15 protein-coding genes and 6 pseudogenes are annotated in these 15,846 nt (G+C 40.7%); 13 read left to right on the top strand and 8 right to left on the bottom strand.

The window, feature by feature from the left end; translation table 11 throughout:
- The first annotated feature begins 9 nt into the window (after positions 1-9).
- The 6 genes and pseudogenes from ACS72_RS08910 (at position 10) to ACS72_RS08885 (ending at position 5,197) form a co-directional block, all read left to right on the top strand.
- On the top strand, positions 10-276 hold the full coding sequence (locus ACS72_RS08910) for an MmoB/DmpM family protein (RefSeq protein ID WP_004971969.1): 267 nt from the start codon (positions 10-12) through the stop codon (positions 274-276).
- A 92-nt stretch (positions 277-368) separates the two neighbouring features.
- Entirely contained in the window at positions 369-1,895 is a 1,527-nt protein-coding gene (locus ACS72_RS08905; RefSeq protein WP_048881890.1) for an aromatic/alkene/methane monooxygenase hydroxylase/oxygenase subunit alpha, read from the top strand.
- A gap of 117 nt (positions 1,896-2,012) precedes the next feature.
- Positions 2,013-2,375, top strand: coding sequence for a phenol hydroxylase subunit P4 (locus tag ACS72_RS08900; protein ID WP_048881889.1), 363 nt, complete (start codon positions 2,013-2,015; stop codon positions 2,373-2,375).
- A 68-nt stretch (positions 2,376-2,443) separates the two neighbouring features.
- Positions 2,444-3,505, top strand: coding sequence for an NADH:ubiquinone reductase (Na(+)-transporting) subunit F (locus ACS72_RS08895; protein WP_048881888.1), 1,062 nt, complete (start codon positions 2,444-2,446; stop codon positions 3,503-3,505).
- A gap of 147 nt (positions 3,506-3,652) precedes the next feature.
- Positions 3,653-4,234 (top strand): annotated as a pseudogene (locus tag ACS72_RS08890) (dioxygenase); the annotation flags it as partial.
- A 90-nt stretch (positions 4,235-4,324) separates the two neighbouring features.
- Positions 4,325-5,197 carry a transporter gene (locus ACS72_RS08885; protein ID WP_048881887.1) on the top strand — a complete coding sequence of 291 codons (873 nt, stop codon included), beginning with the start codon at positions 4,325-4,327 and terminating at the stop codon, positions 5,195-5,197.
- A gap of 85 nt (positions 5,198-5,282) precedes the next feature.
- Here ACS72_RS08885 and ACS72_RS08880 read toward each other — a convergent pair.
- Positions 5,283-5,507: pseudogene (locus ACS72_RS08880) on the bottom strand (IS3 family transposase); the annotation flags it as partial.
- 6 nt (positions 5,508-5,513) lie between these two features.
- Between ACS72_RS08880 and ACS72_RS17415 the strand changes: the two are divergent.
- A pseudogene (locus ACS72_RS17415) lies at positions 5,514-5,696 on the top strand (transposase); the annotation flags it as partial.
- A 21-nt stretch (positions 5,697-5,717) separates the two neighbouring features.
- Here the strand turns inward: ACS72_RS17415 and ACS72_RS08875 are convergent.
- A pseudogene (locus ACS72_RS08875) lies at positions 5,718-6,062 on the bottom strand (ATP-binding protein); the annotation flags it as partial.
- A 96-nt stretch (positions 6,063-6,158) separates the two neighbouring features.
- Here ACS72_RS08875 and ACS72_RS08870 point away from each other — a divergent pair.
- The 6 genes and pseudogenes from ACS72_RS08870 to ACS72_RS08850 form a co-directional block, all read left to right on the top strand.
- Positions 6,159-6,653 (top strand): annotated as a pseudogene (locus ACS72_RS08870) (IS5 family transposase); the annotation flags it as partial.
- A gap of 236 nt (positions 6,654-6,889) precedes the next feature.
- Positions 6,890-7,969: an aromatic ring-hydroxylating dioxygenase subunit alpha gene (locus tag ACS72_RS08865; protein ID WP_048881885.1), complete on the top strand. Its 1,080-nt coding sequence runs from the start codon at positions 6,890-6,892 to the stop codon at positions 7,967-7,969.
- A 73-nt stretch (positions 7,970-8,042) separates the two neighbouring features.
- Positions 8,043-9,011 (top strand): PDR/VanB family oxidoreductase, encoded by a 969-nt coding sequence (locus tag ACS72_RS08860; RefSeq protein ID WP_048881884.1) that lies wholly within the window; start codon positions 8,043-8,045, stop codon positions 9,009-9,011.
- A gap of 34 nt (positions 9,012-9,045) precedes the next feature.
- Positions 9,046-9,246 carry a hypothetical protein gene (locus ACS72_RS17970; RefSeq protein WP_155858021.1) on the top strand — a complete coding sequence of 67 codons (201 nt, stop codon included), beginning with the start codon at positions 9,046-9,048 and terminating at the stop codon, positions 9,244-9,246.
- A gap of 89 nt (positions 9,247-9,335) precedes the next feature.
- Positions 9,336-10,301 carry a PDR/VanB family oxidoreductase gene (locus tag ACS72_RS08855; protein WP_048881883.1) on the top strand — a complete coding sequence of 322 codons (966 nt, stop codon included), beginning with the start codon at positions 9,336-9,338 and terminating at the stop codon, positions 10,299-10,301.
- Positions 10,302-10,318: 17 nt separating this feature from the next.
- The gene (locus ACS72_RS08850) at positions 10,319-11,227 is read left to right on the top strand and encodes a LysR family transcriptional regulator (RefSeq protein ID WP_048881882.1); all 909 of its coding nucleotides are present in this window, start codon (positions 10,319-10,321) and stop codon (positions 11,225-11,227) included.
- 136 nt (positions 11,228-11,363) lie between these two features.
- Here the strand turns inward: ACS72_RS08850 and ACS72_RS08845 are convergent.
- The 6 genes and pseudogenes from ACS72_RS08845 to catC form a co-directional block, all read right to left on the bottom strand.
- A pseudogene (locus ACS72_RS08845) lies at positions 11,364-11,582 on the bottom strand (type II toxin-antitoxin system HigA family antitoxin); the annotation flags it as partial.
- Positions 11,583-11,804: 222 nt separating this feature from the next.
- The gene (gene pcaD, locus ACS72_RS08840; protein ID WP_048881881.1) at positions 11,805-12,584 is read right to left on the bottom strand and encodes a 3-oxoadipate enol-lactonase; all 780 of its coding nucleotides are present in this window, start codon (positions 12,582-12,584) and stop codon (positions 11,805-11,807) included.
- A gap of 92 nt (positions 12,585-12,676) precedes the next feature.
- Positions 12,677-13,882: a 3-oxoadipyl-CoA thiolase gene (pcaF, locus tag ACS72_RS08835; RefSeq protein WP_048881880.1), complete on the bottom strand. Its 1,206-nt coding sequence runs from the start codon at positions 13,880-13,882 to the stop codon at positions 12,677-12,679.
- Positions 13,883-13,991: 109 nt separating this feature from the next.
- Positions 13,992-14,645, bottom strand: coding sequence for a 3-oxoacid CoA-transferase subunit B (locus tag ACS72_RS08830; RefSeq protein WP_016658296.1), 654 nt, complete (start codon positions 14,643-14,645; stop codon positions 13,992-13,994).
- Positions 14,646-14,665: 20 nt separating this feature from the next.
- Positions 14,666-15,337, bottom strand: coding sequence for a 3-oxoacid CoA-transferase subunit A (locus ACS72_RS08825; protein ID WP_048881879.1), 672 nt, complete (start codon positions 15,335-15,337; stop codon positions 14,666-14,668).
- A 218-nt stretch (positions 15,338-15,555) separates the two neighbouring features.
- A complete protein-coding gene (gene catC / locus ACS72_RS08820) occupies positions 15,556-15,846 on the bottom strand; it encodes a muconolactone Delta-isomerase (protein ID WP_034679659.1) in 291 nt (96 codons plus the stop codon).

The following is a 15,846-nucleotide window of genomic DNA, read 5'->3' as shown; positions in this document are numbered from 1 at the left end:
AGAAGCAGCATGTCTAAGGTTTATCTCGCATTACAGGACAACGACACGTCGCGCTATATCATTGAAGCGATTGAAGAAGACAACCCAGATGCCACGATTCAATATCTGCCAGCCATGATTCGGGTAGAAAGCGAAACAGGTTTAATTGTCAAAGCAGAAACGGTATCTGAAAAACTTGGACAAGATTGGGATATTCAGTCTTTACAACTCAACATGATTACGTTGGGCGGTAACGTCGAAGAAGATGACGACAGTTTCCGTTTGCACTGGAACTAGGAATAAGCATGTGCACTGAGCCAATTTGAGTACAGTGCCGCCAGAACATATTGCTGCATAGATTGCCGCTAAAAAATTTAAGGATGATGAGCATGAATTCACAAGTTAAAACCCCAGCAAAAAAACTGAATGCCAAAGACCGTTATCGCGCACTCACTCGTGACTTGGATTGGGACTTTTCTTATGCAGACCGCAAAGAAGCCTTTCCATACGAAGAGTTTGAAGGCATTAAAATTACAGACTGGTCTAAATGGGAAGATCCATTCCGTTTAACCATGGATGCTTACTGGAAATATCAGGCAGAAAAAGAGAAAAAACTCTACGCTATTTTTGATGCTTTTGCACAAAACAACGGTCAAATGAACGTGACCAATGAGCGTTATTTGAATGCCATTAAACTGTTTTTAACTGCGGTGACTCCGCTTGAATATCAGGCATTCCAAGGTTATGCGCATGTGGGGCGTCAGTTTAGTGGTGTGGGCGCACGTATTGCATCACAAATGCAGTCGATTGATGAATTACGTCACGTGCAGACGCAAATTCATGCCATGAGTCATTACAACAAATTCTTTGATGGTTTTCAGGATTGGTCGCATATGCATGACCGCGTTTGGTACTTGTCTGTACCAAAATCTTTCTTTGAAGATGCACGTTCTGCAGGGCCGTTTGAGTTCTTATTGGCGATCAGTTTTTCCTTTGAATATGTGTTGACCAACTTGTTGTTCGTACCATTCATGTCAGGTGCAGCACACAATGGCGATATGGCAACGGTCACTTTTGGTTTTAGTGCACAGTCTGATGAAGCACGTCACATGACTTTAGGTCTGGAAATCGTGAAATTCTTGTTAGAACAACACGAAGACAACGTGCCAATCGTACAGGAATGGATTGATAAGTGGTTCTGGCGTGGAACGCGTTTGTTATCTATCGTTGGCATGATGATGGACTACATGCTGCCAAACAAAGTGATGTCGTGGAAAGAAGCGTGGGAAACTTACTTTGAAGAAGCGGGCGGTGCGTTATTTAAAGACTTGAGCCGTTACGGTATTCGTATGCCGAAATATTCAGAAGTGATTACCAAAGAAAAAGAACACGTGTCGCATCAGGCATGGTGGATTTTCTATAATTTCGGTCATGCAGCAGGTTTCCATACATGGATTCCAACCGATCAGGAAATGGATTGGTTATCTGAAAAATACCCAGACACCTTTGACAAATACTACCGTCCAAAGTGGGAACTCGCACGCAAGATGGAAGCAGATGGCAAGCGTTTCTACAGCGCAGGCTTACCGCAGTTGTGCCAAATTTGCCAAGTGCCAATGACATTCACCGAAATGGATGGCGATCCGACCATGTTTACGTATCGCGAGTCTGTTTATAAAGGCGAGCGTTACCACACCTGTTCAGATGGTTGTCACGATATTTTTGAACGTGAACCTGAAAAATATGTGCAGGCATGGTTGCCAGTTAACCAAATTCTACAAGGCAACTGTGGTGGCTTAGATTTGGAAAACATGCTGCGTGAATATTATCACTTCAATGTCGGTGCAGATAACTTGGATATTGAAGGTTCGCCAGACCAGCAACGTTGGAGAAAATGGAAAGGTGATGCGGCTTAACACGCATTCAATATCTAAGGTAAGTATATAAAGTTTAAGTTATTTCAAGCTTTAAAATTAAAAGGATTTTGGTTTGAGCCATTTTCGGCTTAAACCACCTCAATACGGAGAATGACCATGTCAGTACGCGCTATTCGCCCAGATTACGACTTTGAACCACGGGATCTACAAAAACACTATAGCGGCAATATTTTGATTTATGTGGGTTGGGATCATCACACTTTATATTGTTCTGCACACGCCATGTTGGTTTCGCCGCAGCAAACTTTTCAGGACTTTTTGGATCAGCAAATGCAAGCGGGTTTTCATCAACATCCTGACTTTGAAAAAATTAAATGGGATAAAGTGCAATTTACCCTGAACAAACAGGCGATTCAGCCACGCCCTGAACAGACCTTGGCAGAAATTGGCTTCGATCATAAATCACTACTGCGCTTTGTAACTCCAGGGCTGAATGGGTACAAGGACGCACACGTTTAAAACAGCAAGATCACAACTAGATAAAGACAGCAAAGCACAGACAGTAAGTGCAAGACAGGAGGTCGCAGATGAGCTATCAAGTCACAATTGAGCCAATTGGTACAACCATTGAGGTTGAAGAAGATCAAACCATTTTAGATGCCGCGTTACGTCAGGGCGTGTGGTTGCCATTTGCTTGTGGGCACGGCACTTGCGGCACTTGTAAAGTCCAAGTCACCGATGGTTATTATGATGTGGGCGAAGCATCACCTTTCGCGCTGATGGATTTAGAGCGTGAAGAACACAAAGTGTTGGCGTGCTGCTGTAAGCCAGAATCAGACATGACCATTGAAGCCGATGTCGATGCAGACCCTGATTTTCTGGGTTATCTAGTACAAGATTATCAGGCCAAAGTCATTGAAGTTCGCGACTTATCTCCAACCATTAAAGGTGTGCGTTTGCAGTTAGACCGCGCAATGGATTTTCAGGCAGGGCAGTACATTAACGTGCAATTCCCGGGCATTGAAGGCACGCGTGCGTTTTCTATTGCCAATGCGCCAAGCGAACTCGGTATTATTGAATTGCATATCCGTCATGTGGTGGGCGGTAGTGCAACGACTTATGTGCATGAGCAGCTAGCAGCAGGCGAGGAACTGGAAATTTCAGGGCCTTACGGACAATTCTTTGTACGTAAATCGGATGAACAGGATGCGATCTTTATTGCTGGTGGCTCAGGTTTATCTAGCCCGCAATCTATGATTTTAGACCTGCTTGAATCGGGTGATACCCGCACCATCTACCTGTTCCAAGGTGCGCGAGATGTTGCGGAATTATATAACCGAGAACTGTTTGAGAAATTGGTCAAAGACTATCCAAACTTCCGCTATATTCCTGCTTTGAATGCGCCTAAAGAAGAAGATGGCTGGACAGGTTTTACAGGTTATGTGCATGAAGCAGTTGCTGACTATTTTGAACAGCGCTGTGGTGGTCATAAGGCCTATTTATGTGGCCCACCGGTGATGATTGATGCGGCCATTTCAACCCTGATGCAAAGCCGTTTATTTGAGCGAGATATTCATACCGAGCGCTTCTTGAGTGCTGCAGATGGGGCAAGCGGTCAGTCACGTTCTGCATTGTTTAAACATATTTAAAAAAAGATTAGAAAAAACTTAAGGACATCGTTCAGTGCCGTAGAAACTCGCTTTGGCACTGACTTAAACCAACACTGGAAGGCAGTGTCAAAAACTAAAAATAGCACTGTTCAATTCTACAGTGCCAAAATAGACAAGGAGGATTACATGGACCGTCAACAAATTGATACTTTAGTGAAAGAAATGAACGTCGACACTGCGACAGGCCTTGTCGATCAACGTGTACAGCAAATTGTAGTACGTTTGGTAACAGACTTATTTCAAGCTATTGAAGATTTAGACATTCAGCCTTCTGAAGTCTGGAAAGGTCTGGAATACATGACCGACGCAGGCAAAGCCAATGAACTTGGTTTACTTGCAGCAGGTTTGGGTCTGGAACATTATCTAGATTTACGTGCCGATGAAGCCGATGCTAGAGCAGGCGTGACAGGTGGTACACCACGTACCATTGAAGGGCCATTGTATGTTGCAGGTGCACCTGAATCAGTCGGTTTTGCGCGTATGGATGACGGTTCAGAATCAGATCATATAGATACTTTAATTATTGAAGGTAAGGTCACTGACACACAGGGCAACATTATTGAAAATGCCAAAGTCGAAGTTTGGCATGCTAATAGTTTGGGCAATTATTCATTCTTTGACAAAACCCAGTCTGACTTTAACTTGCGCCGTACCATTTTTAGTGATGCAGCAGGTAAATATGTAGCGCAAACCACCATGCCAGTTGGTGATGCTGCTCTCTTCAGTTTCTTGCCAAGGTATGAAAGATTCAACATGGCAAGCAAACTTCATCAAAATTTGCATTGAATAGGATGTTCTATGAAAAACAAAATCTACGCACTCATGTTATTGAGCGGTATAGCAACGCATGTCTGTGCAACTGAAAACGGTTTAGACTCTTTTGCACTGGGTGCTGAAGGCATTGCTGCAGGTGCTTTGCCACCACCTGGGGTATATTTGCTGAACTACTACCAAAATTACCATGCCAGTGAGTTTAAAGATGGTCCCAACAATTTCCATGTCGATGTGAATGCCTTTATTCCACGTCTGGTGTGGATGACCCCACAACAAATTGCAGGCGGGCAATTAGGGATCTATGCAGCACAGCCTTTAGTCAATTTACGTTTAAATGCGATGGGCGCATCAGATTCTAACAGTGGACTGGGAGATTTAGTGATAGGCACTATGCTCGGTTGGCATAAAGGTAACCATCACAGTATCGCTGCTTTAGAAGGTGTGTTAGCAACAGGTGATTATGAAGATGCCAATCCTCAACGTCCTGTAATCGCTAATTTAGGCAAGAATTATCACACCATTCGGCCAGTTTTGGTTTACTCGTATTTGCAGCCACAAGGTTGGGAGTTTTCGACCAAACTGTCTTATAGTTTCAATACCGAAAATGACGATACCAACTATCAATCGGGGGATTATTTTGCTGGGGATTATGCAATCGGTTATCAGTTAAATGATCAAGTGAAATTGGCACTAGAAGGCTATGTGTTTAAACAAACCACAGATGATGAAGTGAATGGTGCCAGTATTGGTAATAAAGGACAGGCGTTGGCATTTGGCCCTGCAATTCAATACAAACAGGATAACTGGTCATTAGAGGCGAAGTTCCTTAAAGAAACCGAAGTGGAGCATCGTCCTGAAGGACATTCCACCACCTTAAAAATGGTGTGGGCATTCTAACGACTCAGAGTTCTTACTGAGACGATGATGTTAAGATTAAGCCAAGTTAAACTTGGCTTAATTCTTTAAAATTCTTGGTTTGATTCTAGACAGAATCGTGGACAACCAGCCCCTTTAAACTTTTAAAATATTTCTGTTCAAAGGCTTCTGGGCTTAACCAGCCGTTTGCAGAATGTCTTCTGATCCGATTGTAATAAATCTCGATATAGTCAAACAAGACAGCATTTGCTTCTTTTCGAGTCGAAAACACACTGCCATGGATTACATGACCTTTTAATGTATGAAAGAAGCTTTCAGTCACTGCATTATCCCCCTAATGGGCAAAAATGGAACCTTTTGCCTAGGTAAAGTGACCGATCGAGGTCGTAGTGGAAAAAATAATCGATTATTTTTAGAAGCAGTCCTATGGATTGCCCGTACAGGCAGTCCATGGCGTGATCTACCTGCTCATTTTGGTAAATGGAATACCATCTTTAAAAGATGTCAACGGCATTCTAAAACTGCCCCCTTTGATCTCGTATTAAGTTTCAACCTGAGGCTGAATCCCAATTCTTTTTTTATCCTTCAAACGATAACTCTCACCCGATATTTGTACCACATGACAGTGATGTAATAGCCGATCTAACATCGCAGCGGTCAACCTAACATCATCCGCAAACGACTTAGACCATTGGCTAAAGGGTAAGTTACTCGTCAATATCGTACTGCCTTTTTCATAACGCTTGGCAATCACGTTAAAGAACAGATTCGCTTCTTCACGTCCAAATGGTAAATAACCAATTTCATCGATAATCAGTAATTTCGGAGCGAGTATCACGCGCTGCATATAGGTTTTCAATTTACCTTGCTGATAGGCTACACTCATTGGATTGTCACTGCTTGCTCCAAAGTTAACATGTTGAGCAGTCCAAAATGACCGCTATATTAACCAAGGGGGGCAGTTTTACACTGCCGCTAACAGCGTAAACTTCATATTGGTATAGATGCTAAAACCCTACAAATACGAGCAGTTCAGCTTACAACCAATAATGTCAGTGATTCACAGGTGCTTGGTGATTTACTTAATCAGATTCCACAAGATGAGCGGATTGACTCTGTTTATACCGATGGAGCTTATGACACCAAGCAATGCCGTCAGATCATTGCAGATCGGCAAGCGCATGCGGTGATTCCACCTAGAAAAAATGCGAAACCATGGAAAGATACAAAGAGTAGCTCGCTAGAGCGAAATGAATTACTTCGAACAATTAAACGTTTAGGCAGGACACTATGGAAAAAATGGTCAGGCTATCATCGTCGAAGTTTGGTTGAAACTAAGATGCATTGCATCAAATTATTAGAAGATAAACTCAGTGCAAGGAGTTTTGATAGCCAAGTGAATGAGATCCATGCACGTGTAGCAGTCCTTAACAGATTTACGGAATTAGGTCGACCACGTACCCAAGTTACGCCTTAAATTTGGCTCAATTAGGGGCGCTTTGCATTTCAAATCTTTGTGCAATAAAGCCTGATTGATTCAAGGTCTAGTATTTAAATTCCCATTATTCATAATTAGTTAAATCTATAATTTAGAATTAATACCTTCAGAGTATCCCTGTCAGAGATATTTGATATTGGAAAGCGTTTTTAAACTCATCTACAAAGGAATGAGTTAAATGAAATAGTTCAATAAGTATAGCAAGGAGATGCTAGATGAATAAGATGATTTTTAAAACGGACACTCAGTCTGAGCATGTTTTTTTAAAAGACTGCTGGTATGTTGCTGCGCTTTCAACCGATGTTGATGCATTTAATCTATTTAAGCGCAAAATTATGAATATCAACGTGGTGATTTATCGTACTGAAGATGGTAAGCCGGTTGCGCTACATGATCGTTGTCCTCATCGTTTTGCACCTTTAAGTTTAGGGAGAAGAGAAGGCGATCAATTAGTTTGCCCATATCATGCTTTAAAATTTGATTGCACTGGTCAATGTACACACAATCCTCACGGGAAAGGTCACATCCCAACTGCTGCGAAAGTACAAGCTTTTCCTTTGGTAGAACGCTATGGTTTTATTTGGATTTGGATGGGTAATGCAGAAAAAGCAGATGAGAATTTAATCCCGGATTACAGTGAACTAATGTCAGGACATCCAAATTCGGTTGGTCATACCTATATGCATGTGAAATGCAATTATGAACTCTTAACTGATAATGTGATGGATTTAAGTCATATCGATCATGTACATGGCGAGATTATTACAACGCGCGGCAAACTGTCACCAATTATTCCACAGGTTACAGAAGCACATAATAGTCTTTCTGCACGTTGGGAATGGGAGCAACAACCTGCAATGATGATTTTTGCACCATTATTGCCAGATCCACAAGCATTAGCTCAGCAATATTTTAACATCACATGGACGGCACCTTCGCATATTCAACTTACTGTTGCTGCTGTACAAAATGGAGAGTTTGGCCTAGATGATTTAAATCAATATGATTTACATACCACCACACCTGAAACTGATACCACAACGCACTATTTCTTTGCGACACGTCGTAATCATATCGAAGAAGATGCAAGTTTTAATGTGATGAAAATTCAGAATATGCATCGTGCATTTGAAGATGAAGACGTACCGTTACTTGAAGCTGTACAGACAGAGATGAAAACTACAGATTTCTTCTCTTTAGACCCAGTATTAATGTCAAATGATATTGCACCTGTACGTGTACGTAAAAAGCTTTTAGAGCTGATTAATCAAGAAACACAACAAAATCAAGCTTAAATATTATCAATGCATCGTGAAGTGCTTGTTGTTAAGTACTTCATATTCATCGCACTAAAAGGAAGTGGTGGTTATGACATTAGGAAAATTAAAGCTCAAAGTGACAGATATCCAATGTGAAGCTAAAGGTATCTTGCTCTTAGAACTTAGAGATGAAAATAAACAAGCGCTTCCACCATTTACAGCAGGGTCACATTTAGAGATTTATCTTGCGAATGGACTGACGAGACATTACTCATTGTTAAACTCACCCGCAGAGCGTGATCGTTATGTAGTTGCTGTGAGCTTGGATCCAAATAGTCAGGGTGGATCAGCGTTTATTCATCAAAAAATAAAGCTTGGTGATGTGCTGAGCATAAGCACACCACGTAATCATTTTGAATTGGTAGATGTAGCAGAATACTGCTTTATTGCAGGTGGAATTGGTATTACCCCTATTTTATCTATGATTCATTGGTGTATTGCACATCAAAAAAAATGGACTTTATATTACTCAACCCGTAATCGACAACGCGCAGCATTTTATGAAAGTTTGAATGCACTTCATCAGGCAGAAAACATTCATTTTCATTTTAATGATGAGCAAGCCAATTTGTTAGATTTAGAACATATTGTACAAGAGCTCAGTCCAAACACGCATATCTACTGTTGTGGACCAAATCCACTGATGCTTGCCTTGAAAGAGGTTTCAGTTGCGATTGGAGAGCGAGTACATTTTGAATGGTTTAATGCACCACAACCGATCAAATCTGAAACCCAATCGGTAGAGGATATTTCTGAATTTACTGTGAAATTGGCAAAATCTGGTCATGAAATTATTGTTAAACCTGAGCAGTCCATCTTAGATGCCATTGAATCCCTCGGTATAGAGGTACCATTTTCTTGTCGTGCGGGTATTTGTGGCGCATGTGAATGCACAGTACTTCGTGGTGAGCCTGAACACTTAGATATGGTTTTAAGTGACAGTGAAAAACAAGCCAATCAACGGATGGTGATTTGTGTTTCTAGATCACGTTCTCCGGTCTTGGAATTAGACCTTTAAAATAATTGACTTTATACAGCACGATGTGCATTAAATGAATAAGGATATTCATACACTAATGCGATTACACATAAAGCCATCAGTAGGCTATGGTCATCGTTTGCCGTTTGCTGATCTAAATTTGGCATATGAATATGATGTATCCGCTTCGGAAAAAGGTACTGGACCAAGTGTTGGTACAAACTTGAAGAATGACAATCATACGCTGACTTTTGGATTAGCAAAGTCATTTTAATGTTTGATGCAAGGTTTAAAGGAGAGAGGCAAGCCACAATACCGATCATCTCTTTAAACCTTATATTGTATTAAAGTTATAGGTTGAAATTGAATAACATCATTGATGTCCGTGTACAGCAAATGCGTTATGAATCTGAGAATATCCTCAGTATTCAACTTGCGCCGATTCATAGTAAATTATTACCACACTTTAATAGTGGTGCACACATAGACTTCCATTTTCCTCATGGCAAAGTACGTCAATATTCACTCATTAGTCCACTACAAGACCGTAGATACTATGAAATAGGTGTATTAAAAGAGCCAAAATCATTAGGTGGATCTCGTTATATTCACGAGCAACTTAGAGTGGGCGACCTGATTCAAATCAGTCAACCACGCAACTTATTTGAACTCGATGATACTGAACAAAAAGTTCTGTTGATTGCAGGTGGAATAGGCATTACACCTATTTTGAGTATGTGGTCGAGCCTTGCTATCGATCAACGTAAATGTGATTTACATTATTGTACACGTCAGCCGAATATCCCATTTATTGACCGTATTAATGAATTTCATATCATGAATCGAGATAGTCGTTATACAACTTATGTTGGCAATAAACAAACCAACAATTTTGATATTAAAAAAGTTTTGCAACAAGAAAAAGTTAATACCCACCTTTATGTATGTGGTTCTGCACATTTTATACAGTATGTCGAAGCGCAGGCATTAGCTATGCAATGGACAAAAGAATTTATTCATAAAGAATGTTTTAAAAATCCTATGACTGAGTTGCTGTTAGCATCTCATCATGAACATAGCTTAGAAATTGCGTCTACAGGTCAAAAAATTCCAATATTACAAACAGATAATATTGCCGAGGTTTTAAATAAGGCAGGTTATGTAGTGCCAATGTCATGTGAACAGGGCATTTGTGGCACATGTACGCTGCGTTATACCGGGGGTGAGTTACATCATCAAGATATGATTTTAAATGAAACAGACCATTTGACTATGTTTACACCCTGCTGTTCAAAAATAAAATCACAGCACCTTATTATTGATCTTTAAGAGGACAGCCACACAATATGGATATTCGCCAAATGAAATATTTCATTGCTGTAGCTGATGAGATGAGTTTCACAAAAGCGGCTGAAAAATTATTTATTGCTCAGCCACCATTAAGTCGTGCTATACAAAATTTGGAAGAAGAGTTAGAAGTGCCGTTATTGGTACGTAATACTCGATCCATAGAATTGACAGAGGCAGGTAAATACTTCTACGAAAATTCGAAAAAAATTGTGCAGAGTGAAATGCATCTTAAGAAGATGACTCAGCAAATTGGCGGAGCCAATAATACACTGCGTATTGGATTTATTGGTTCTGCCATATACAGCGAACTGGCAGAATGCATCAAATATTACCGATTAAAGTATCCTGATATTGCCATTCATGTCGAAGCCATGAATACTCTTCAACAGATTGAAAAATTAAAAAGCGGCAAGATTGACATAGGAATTGGTAGACTTAAAAGTATAGATCACGAGATTGAGCGTATTATTCTGAAAGAAGAAAAACTTTATGTTGCTTTATATAAAGAGCATCCACTGTTACAGCTAAAAGTTAATCAGTCTCTTTCTTTAGAAGATATCGTTGATGAACCAATGATTTTATTTCCTGATACTCCACAACCAAATTTCCTTTCAAATATTCTTGAAATTTTTGAAGTCAAAATGATATCGCCCTCAAATCTATTTGAGCCTGTACGTGATATTCACTCTGCTTTGGGATTAGTGTTGGCTGGATTTGGAATCACAATAGTGAATGAGGGGGTAGTTAATCTTTATAGTAAAGATCTTGTATTTATTCCTCTGAGTGAAGCGTTTGCTTTTAGCTCAATTATTCTCAGATACCGAAAAAAAGAAAATTATACCCCCGTTGAAAATTTTATTAATTTATCAAAAAAAATATTTGGCTATGAATTAAAGGCTACTTAATTGTATAGATTTATTAATGAAAAGGATATATTAGGACTTACGCACTATCATTTATAGATTCTCTGGGCTTTGTTGCACAAAGATCTGAAAGGCAAAGCACCCCTAATTGAGCCAAATTTCCTGATCCACCTCTCTTTTAGAAAAACGTATCTGCCGATACATTAAACCGCTCAGACAATGCCTTAATATGACGAATATTCAGTTGGCGTTTACCACTTAAAATCTCAGAAATCACTGATTGGGTTGCAACCTCTGTTAAGTCAGACTGACCTAAACCATGTTGCTCCATCAAAAAAGCCAAAGCAGCACGACCGTCCCCTTTAGGCATAGGAAGATGCTCATTTTCATAATCAGTATTTGTAGTCATAAATTTAGTCCCCACTTGTTTTTAAGTGGGGACTAAATTAAGACTTATAGGATGAATTTATAAGGTGTGTTCAGCGGACGCTTACATTTGAGCATTAGACTGCTGAATAAGCCGTCATGAATAGATTTGTGCAACGAATCCGAAATAGTAATAAAAAATGGCCATGCACTGACCATTTTTATAAAAATTTTGTAGATTACTACAATAGAATTATGCGTTTAAAAACTGATGTAGAATGTAATTAAATACTCTAGGCTGTTCTATATTGGATATATGTGATGCATCAATTTTAAATAATTGACTATTTGGAATATGCTCCACCATATATTCTCCATCAGCAATGGTCGTTACAGGGTCTTGTAACCCTGCCACAACAAGTGTTGGAACAGTAATCGTTTTAAGTTGTTCACGAAGATCCGCTTTAGCCAAAGCTTCACAGCAACTTGCATAACCTTCTGGGCTGCCAGCACCAAGGTCGTTACTTAAAGATTCTACAACTGCTGCGTTACTTTGGATAAAGGGCTCGGTAAACCAGCGTGATGCAGCTGTATCAGCAATCGGTTTCAAACCTTGTTCACGCACCAATGCTGCACGCGTATCCCAAGCGAGTTCTTGACCGATTTTTGCTGCTGTATTAGACAAAACGACATGGTTAAAACGTTCTGGATGGCGAATGGCCAACCATTGACCTGTCAAACCACCCATTGAAATACCACAAAAACTGGCTTTATTTATATTTAAATGATCCAACAAATGGATAACATCTGACCCTAATTGATCAATCGAATAGGGACCTTTTGGGGAAGAGGATGCACCATGACCTCTAGTATCATAGCAAATCACAAAAAAATCATTCTGTAGAGCATCAATTTGCGGCTTCCACATAGTATATTTTGTGCCCAGCGAGTTTGAAAATATGATTGTTGGGTTATTGGTATCACCGAAGGTTTGGTAATTAATTTCGGCATCATTCGATATAAATTTTGGCATTTTACAATCCTTGATCTTATCTTTTAACTTGATCCAGCATTTTTAGCCTAATCCTCAGGGATAAAGCAGACTGCTTTGCAAAGAGAGCTTATTTAGACTCTTTCAATAATCAAAGCAATGCCTTGACCCACACCAATACACATCGAGCACAAGGCGTATTTGCCATTGGTTGCTTCAAGTTGATTTAATGCTGTGGTCACTAAGCGTGCACCAGACGCACCGAGTGGATGTCCAAGCGCAATTGCACCACCATTCGGATTAACTTTCGCTTCGTCATCCGCTAAACCCAAATCGCGAGTCACTGCTAAAGCTTGTGCTGCAAAAGCTTCATTCAGTTCAATCACGTCCATTTGTTCGAGTGTTAAACCCGTTTGCGCCAACAATTTTTTGATGGCAGGCGCTGGACCAAAGCCCATGATGCGAGGCTCAACGCCAACTGTGGTTGCGCCAATAATTTTGGCACGCGCTTTGAGTCCATATTTTTCAACTGCATCATCAGAGGCAATGAGCAGGGCAGCAGCACCGTCATTAATCCCTGAAGCATTACCAGCAGTGACTGTACCTTCTGCTTTCACAACCGGTTTGAGTTTATTTAAACCTTCCAGTGTGGTTGAAGCGCGCAGGTGTTCATCTGTATCAACAATTACGGCATCGCCTTTACGTTGAGGGATGCTGACAGCAATAATTTCGCTTTTAAAAAAACCTTTGGCTTGGGCTGCTGCGGTGCGCTGTTGGCTGTTATATGCAAAGATGTCCTGATCCGTGCGGTCGATATTGAATTGTTCTGCAACGTTTTCCGCTGTCTGCGGCATGGTTTCTACACCGTACATTTCTTTCAACTTAGGATTGATAAAGCGCCAGCCCATGGTAGTGTCTTCAAATTTCTGGCTGCGCCCATAAGCAGATTCAGATTTACCCATTACAAAAGGCGCACGGCTCATGCTTTCTACACCACCCGCGATAATTAAATCAGCTTCATTGGCTTTAATTGCACGTGCGGCCATTGCAATAGCATCTAAAGATGAGCCACATAAACGGTTTACCGTAGTTGCAGGCACTTGATAAGGCACACCGGCCAAAAGGGCAGACATACGTCCGACATTACGATTATCTTCACCGGCCTGGTTCGCGCAACCGTAAATGACATCATCAACATTTCCCCAATTGACCGTCGGATTTCGTTCCATCAAAGCCTTTATGGGGAATGCACCCAGATCATCTGCACGAACTGGCGCTAGACCGCCTGCATAGCGACCAAAAGGTGTACGAATAGCGTCAATGATGTATGCGTTTTTCATTTTTAAATCCTTTACTGAAAGCTCCTCCCTTTTAAAAGGGAGGTTGAGAGCGATTTTAAAAAGCTGATTTATTCGAAAAATCCCCCTTTGTAAAAGGGGACTCCCTTTTTTATTTAGATGTCCCATCCACCAACTTTGCACCAGTCATTGCCTGCAACTCTTCAAAGCTCAGACCGTCTACTTTTTCAATCACGGTCATGCCTGTAGGCGTCACATCAATCACGCAAAGGTCGGTATAAATGCGGTCTACGCATTTCAAGCCAGTGGCAGGGTAACTTAATTCAGCGACAATTTTAGGCTCGCCTTTTTTAGTTACATGATCTGTGGTGATAAATACTTTCTTTGCACCCACAGCCAAGTCCATTGCACCACCCACTGCAGGGATTGCATCGGGAGCGCCTGTATGCCAGTTGGCTAAGTCGCCATTTTCAGCCACTTGGAATGCACCGAGTACAGCAATATCTAAGTGACCGCCCCGCATCATGGCAAATGAGTCACCATGATGGAAAAATGCACCGCCAGTCAACATGGTGACAAATTCTTTACCAGCATTAATCAGCTCTGGGTCTTCATGACCTGTTTCTGGAGGTGGGCCAAAAGCCAATAGACCATTTTCAGAGTGTAGAAATATGTCTTTATCTGAAGGTAGGTAATTCGAAATTTTAGTCGGTAAACCAATGCCTAAATTCACATAAGCACCATCTGGAATATCTTGAGCCACACGTTCAGCAATTTGATCACGGCTTAATTTGGTATAACTCATTTTTAAATCTCCGTATCCAACTATTGAGCAGGTGTAACGTGAACAACGTGTTGAACAAAAATCCCTGGGGTGATGATATGTTCTGGATCTAAGCCACCGAGTTCAACTACTTCAGATACTTGCGCAATGGTCACATCGGCAGCCATAGCCATAATTGGGCCAAAGTTACGTGCAGATTTGTTATAAACCAAGTTGCCCCAACGGTCGCCTTGATGCGCTTTGATGAGTGCAAAATCTGCTTTGATTGGATTTTCTAAAACAAAGTCTTTACCTTCGTAATTGAGTGTCGGTTTACCTTCAGCTAAAAGCGTACCGAAACCTGTAGGCGTATAGATTGGACCTAAACCCATCCCCGCCGCTTGAATACGACATGCTAAATTGCCTTGTGGTACAAGTTCTAATTCAATTTTTCCAGCACGGTAAAGTTCATCAAAAACCCAAGAGTCAGACTGGCGTGGGAAAGAACAAATGATTTTACGGACAGAGCCTGCTTTAAGCAGTTTCGCAAGGCCATAATCGCCATTACCTGCATTGTTATTCACAATCACGAGGTCTTTGATGCCAAGCTTAATCAGTCCGTCAATCAGTTCAGCAGGCTGACCCGCTGTGCCAAAGCCGCCGATCATGACAGTTGAACCATTTTTAATTTGGGACAGTGCATCCATTAAGGATGTTGAGCTTTTATCAATCATATGACTACTCTTATTTGTATATGCTTAAATTGCTATGCGTAAATATCCTTTCAAAAATACCTATGCATAAAAATTATTGGGTTGTTATCACTGTACAATTAGGCCCTATTTCAAGCTGCGCCTTTAAAACTCCTGTAATACATCTCAGTATATAAATGAGAGATAAACCACCCCAAAAAATTAGAGTTCTAACAAGTTAGAGTGGTTTGATTTTCTGATCAGCTATCATCTTCACGAACTGAAGAGGGATGGCGGTTCAACGCTGTTACTTGAATATCCATATACGGGTAGAGTGGTAAACCTTGCAAAATGTTGTGTAACTCTTCATTGCTTTCAACATCAAAAATACTGATATTTGAATATTGACCCGTAATACGCCAAATATGGCGCCATTTACCTTGGCGCTGTAAATCTTGTGAATAAGCTTTTTCAACAGCTTTAATTTCATTGGCTTTATCGCTTGGCATATCTAAAGGGATATGTACGTCCATTTTGACTTGGAAAAGCAT

Origin of the sequence: Acinetobacter sp. VT 511 (genome assembly GCF_001077515.1) — a bacterium.
GTDB classification, from domain to species: Bacteria; Pseudomonadota; Gammaproteobacteria; order Pseudomonadales; family Moraxellaceae; genus Acinetobacter; species Acinetobacter schindleri.
Note: the sequence above shows the minus strand (reverse complement) of the source record. Positions and strands in the feature narration are given on the sequence as shown.

What these genes read in the sequence shown, in the direction of transcription:
- ACS72_RS08825 (WP_048881879.1), bottom strand. Translation starts at nt 15,337, where the DNA reads ATGATTGATAAAAGCTCAACATCCTTAATGGATGCACTGTCCCAAATT.
- ACS72_RS08850 (WP_048881882.1), top strand. Translation starts at nt 10,319, where the DNA reads ATGGATATTCGCCAAATGAAATATTTCATTGCTGTAGCTGATGAGATG.
- catC (WP_034679659.1), bottom strand. Translation starts at nt 15,846, where the DNA reads ATGCTTTTCCAAGTCAAAATGGACGTACATATCCCTTTAGATATGCCA.
- ACS72_RS08830 (WP_016658296.1), bottom strand. Translation starts at nt 14,645, where the DNA reads ATGAGTTATACCAAATTAAGCCGTGATCAAATTGCTGAACGTGTGGCT.
- ACS72_RS08860 (WP_048881884.1), top strand. Translation starts at nt 8,043, where the DNA reads ATGACATTAGGAAAATTAAAGCTCAAAGTGACAGATATCCAATGTGAA.
- ACS72_RS08900 (WP_048881889.1), top strand. Translation starts at nt 2,013, where the DNA reads ATGTCAGTACGCGCTATTCGCCCAGATTACGACTTTGAACCACGGGAT.
- ACS72_RS08885 (WP_048881887.1), top strand. Translation starts at nt 4,325, where the DNA reads ATGAAAAACAAAATCTACGCACTCATGTTATTGAGCGGTATAGCAACG.
- pcaF (WP_048881880.1), bottom strand. Translation starts at nt 13,882, where the DNA reads ATGAAAAACGCATACATCATTGACGCTATTCGTACACCTTTTGGTCGC.
- pcaD (WP_048881881.1), bottom strand. Translation starts at nt 12,584, where the DNA reads ATGCCAAAATTTATATCGAATGATGCCGAAATTAATTACCAAACCTTC.
- ACS72_RS08895 (WP_048881888.1), top strand. Translation starts at nt 2,444, where the DNA reads ATGAGCTATCAAGTCACAATTGAGCCAATTGGTACAACCATTGAGGTT.
- ACS72_RS17970 (WP_155858021.1), top strand. Translation starts at nt 9,046, where the DNA reads ATGAATAAGGATATTCATACACTAATGCGATTACACATAAAGCCATCA.
- ACS72_RS08910 (WP_004971969.1), top strand. Translation starts at nt 10, where the DNA reads ATGTCTAAGGTTTATCTCGCATTACAGGACAACGACACGTCGCGCTAT.
- ACS72_RS08865 (WP_048881885.1), top strand. Translation starts at nt 6,890, where the DNA reads ATGAATAAGATGATTTTTAAAACGGACACTCAGTCTGAGCATGTTTTT.
- ACS72_RS08905 (WP_048881890.1), top strand. Translation starts at nt 369, where the DNA reads ATGAATTCACAAGTTAAAACCCCAGCAAAAAAACTGAATGCCAAAGAC.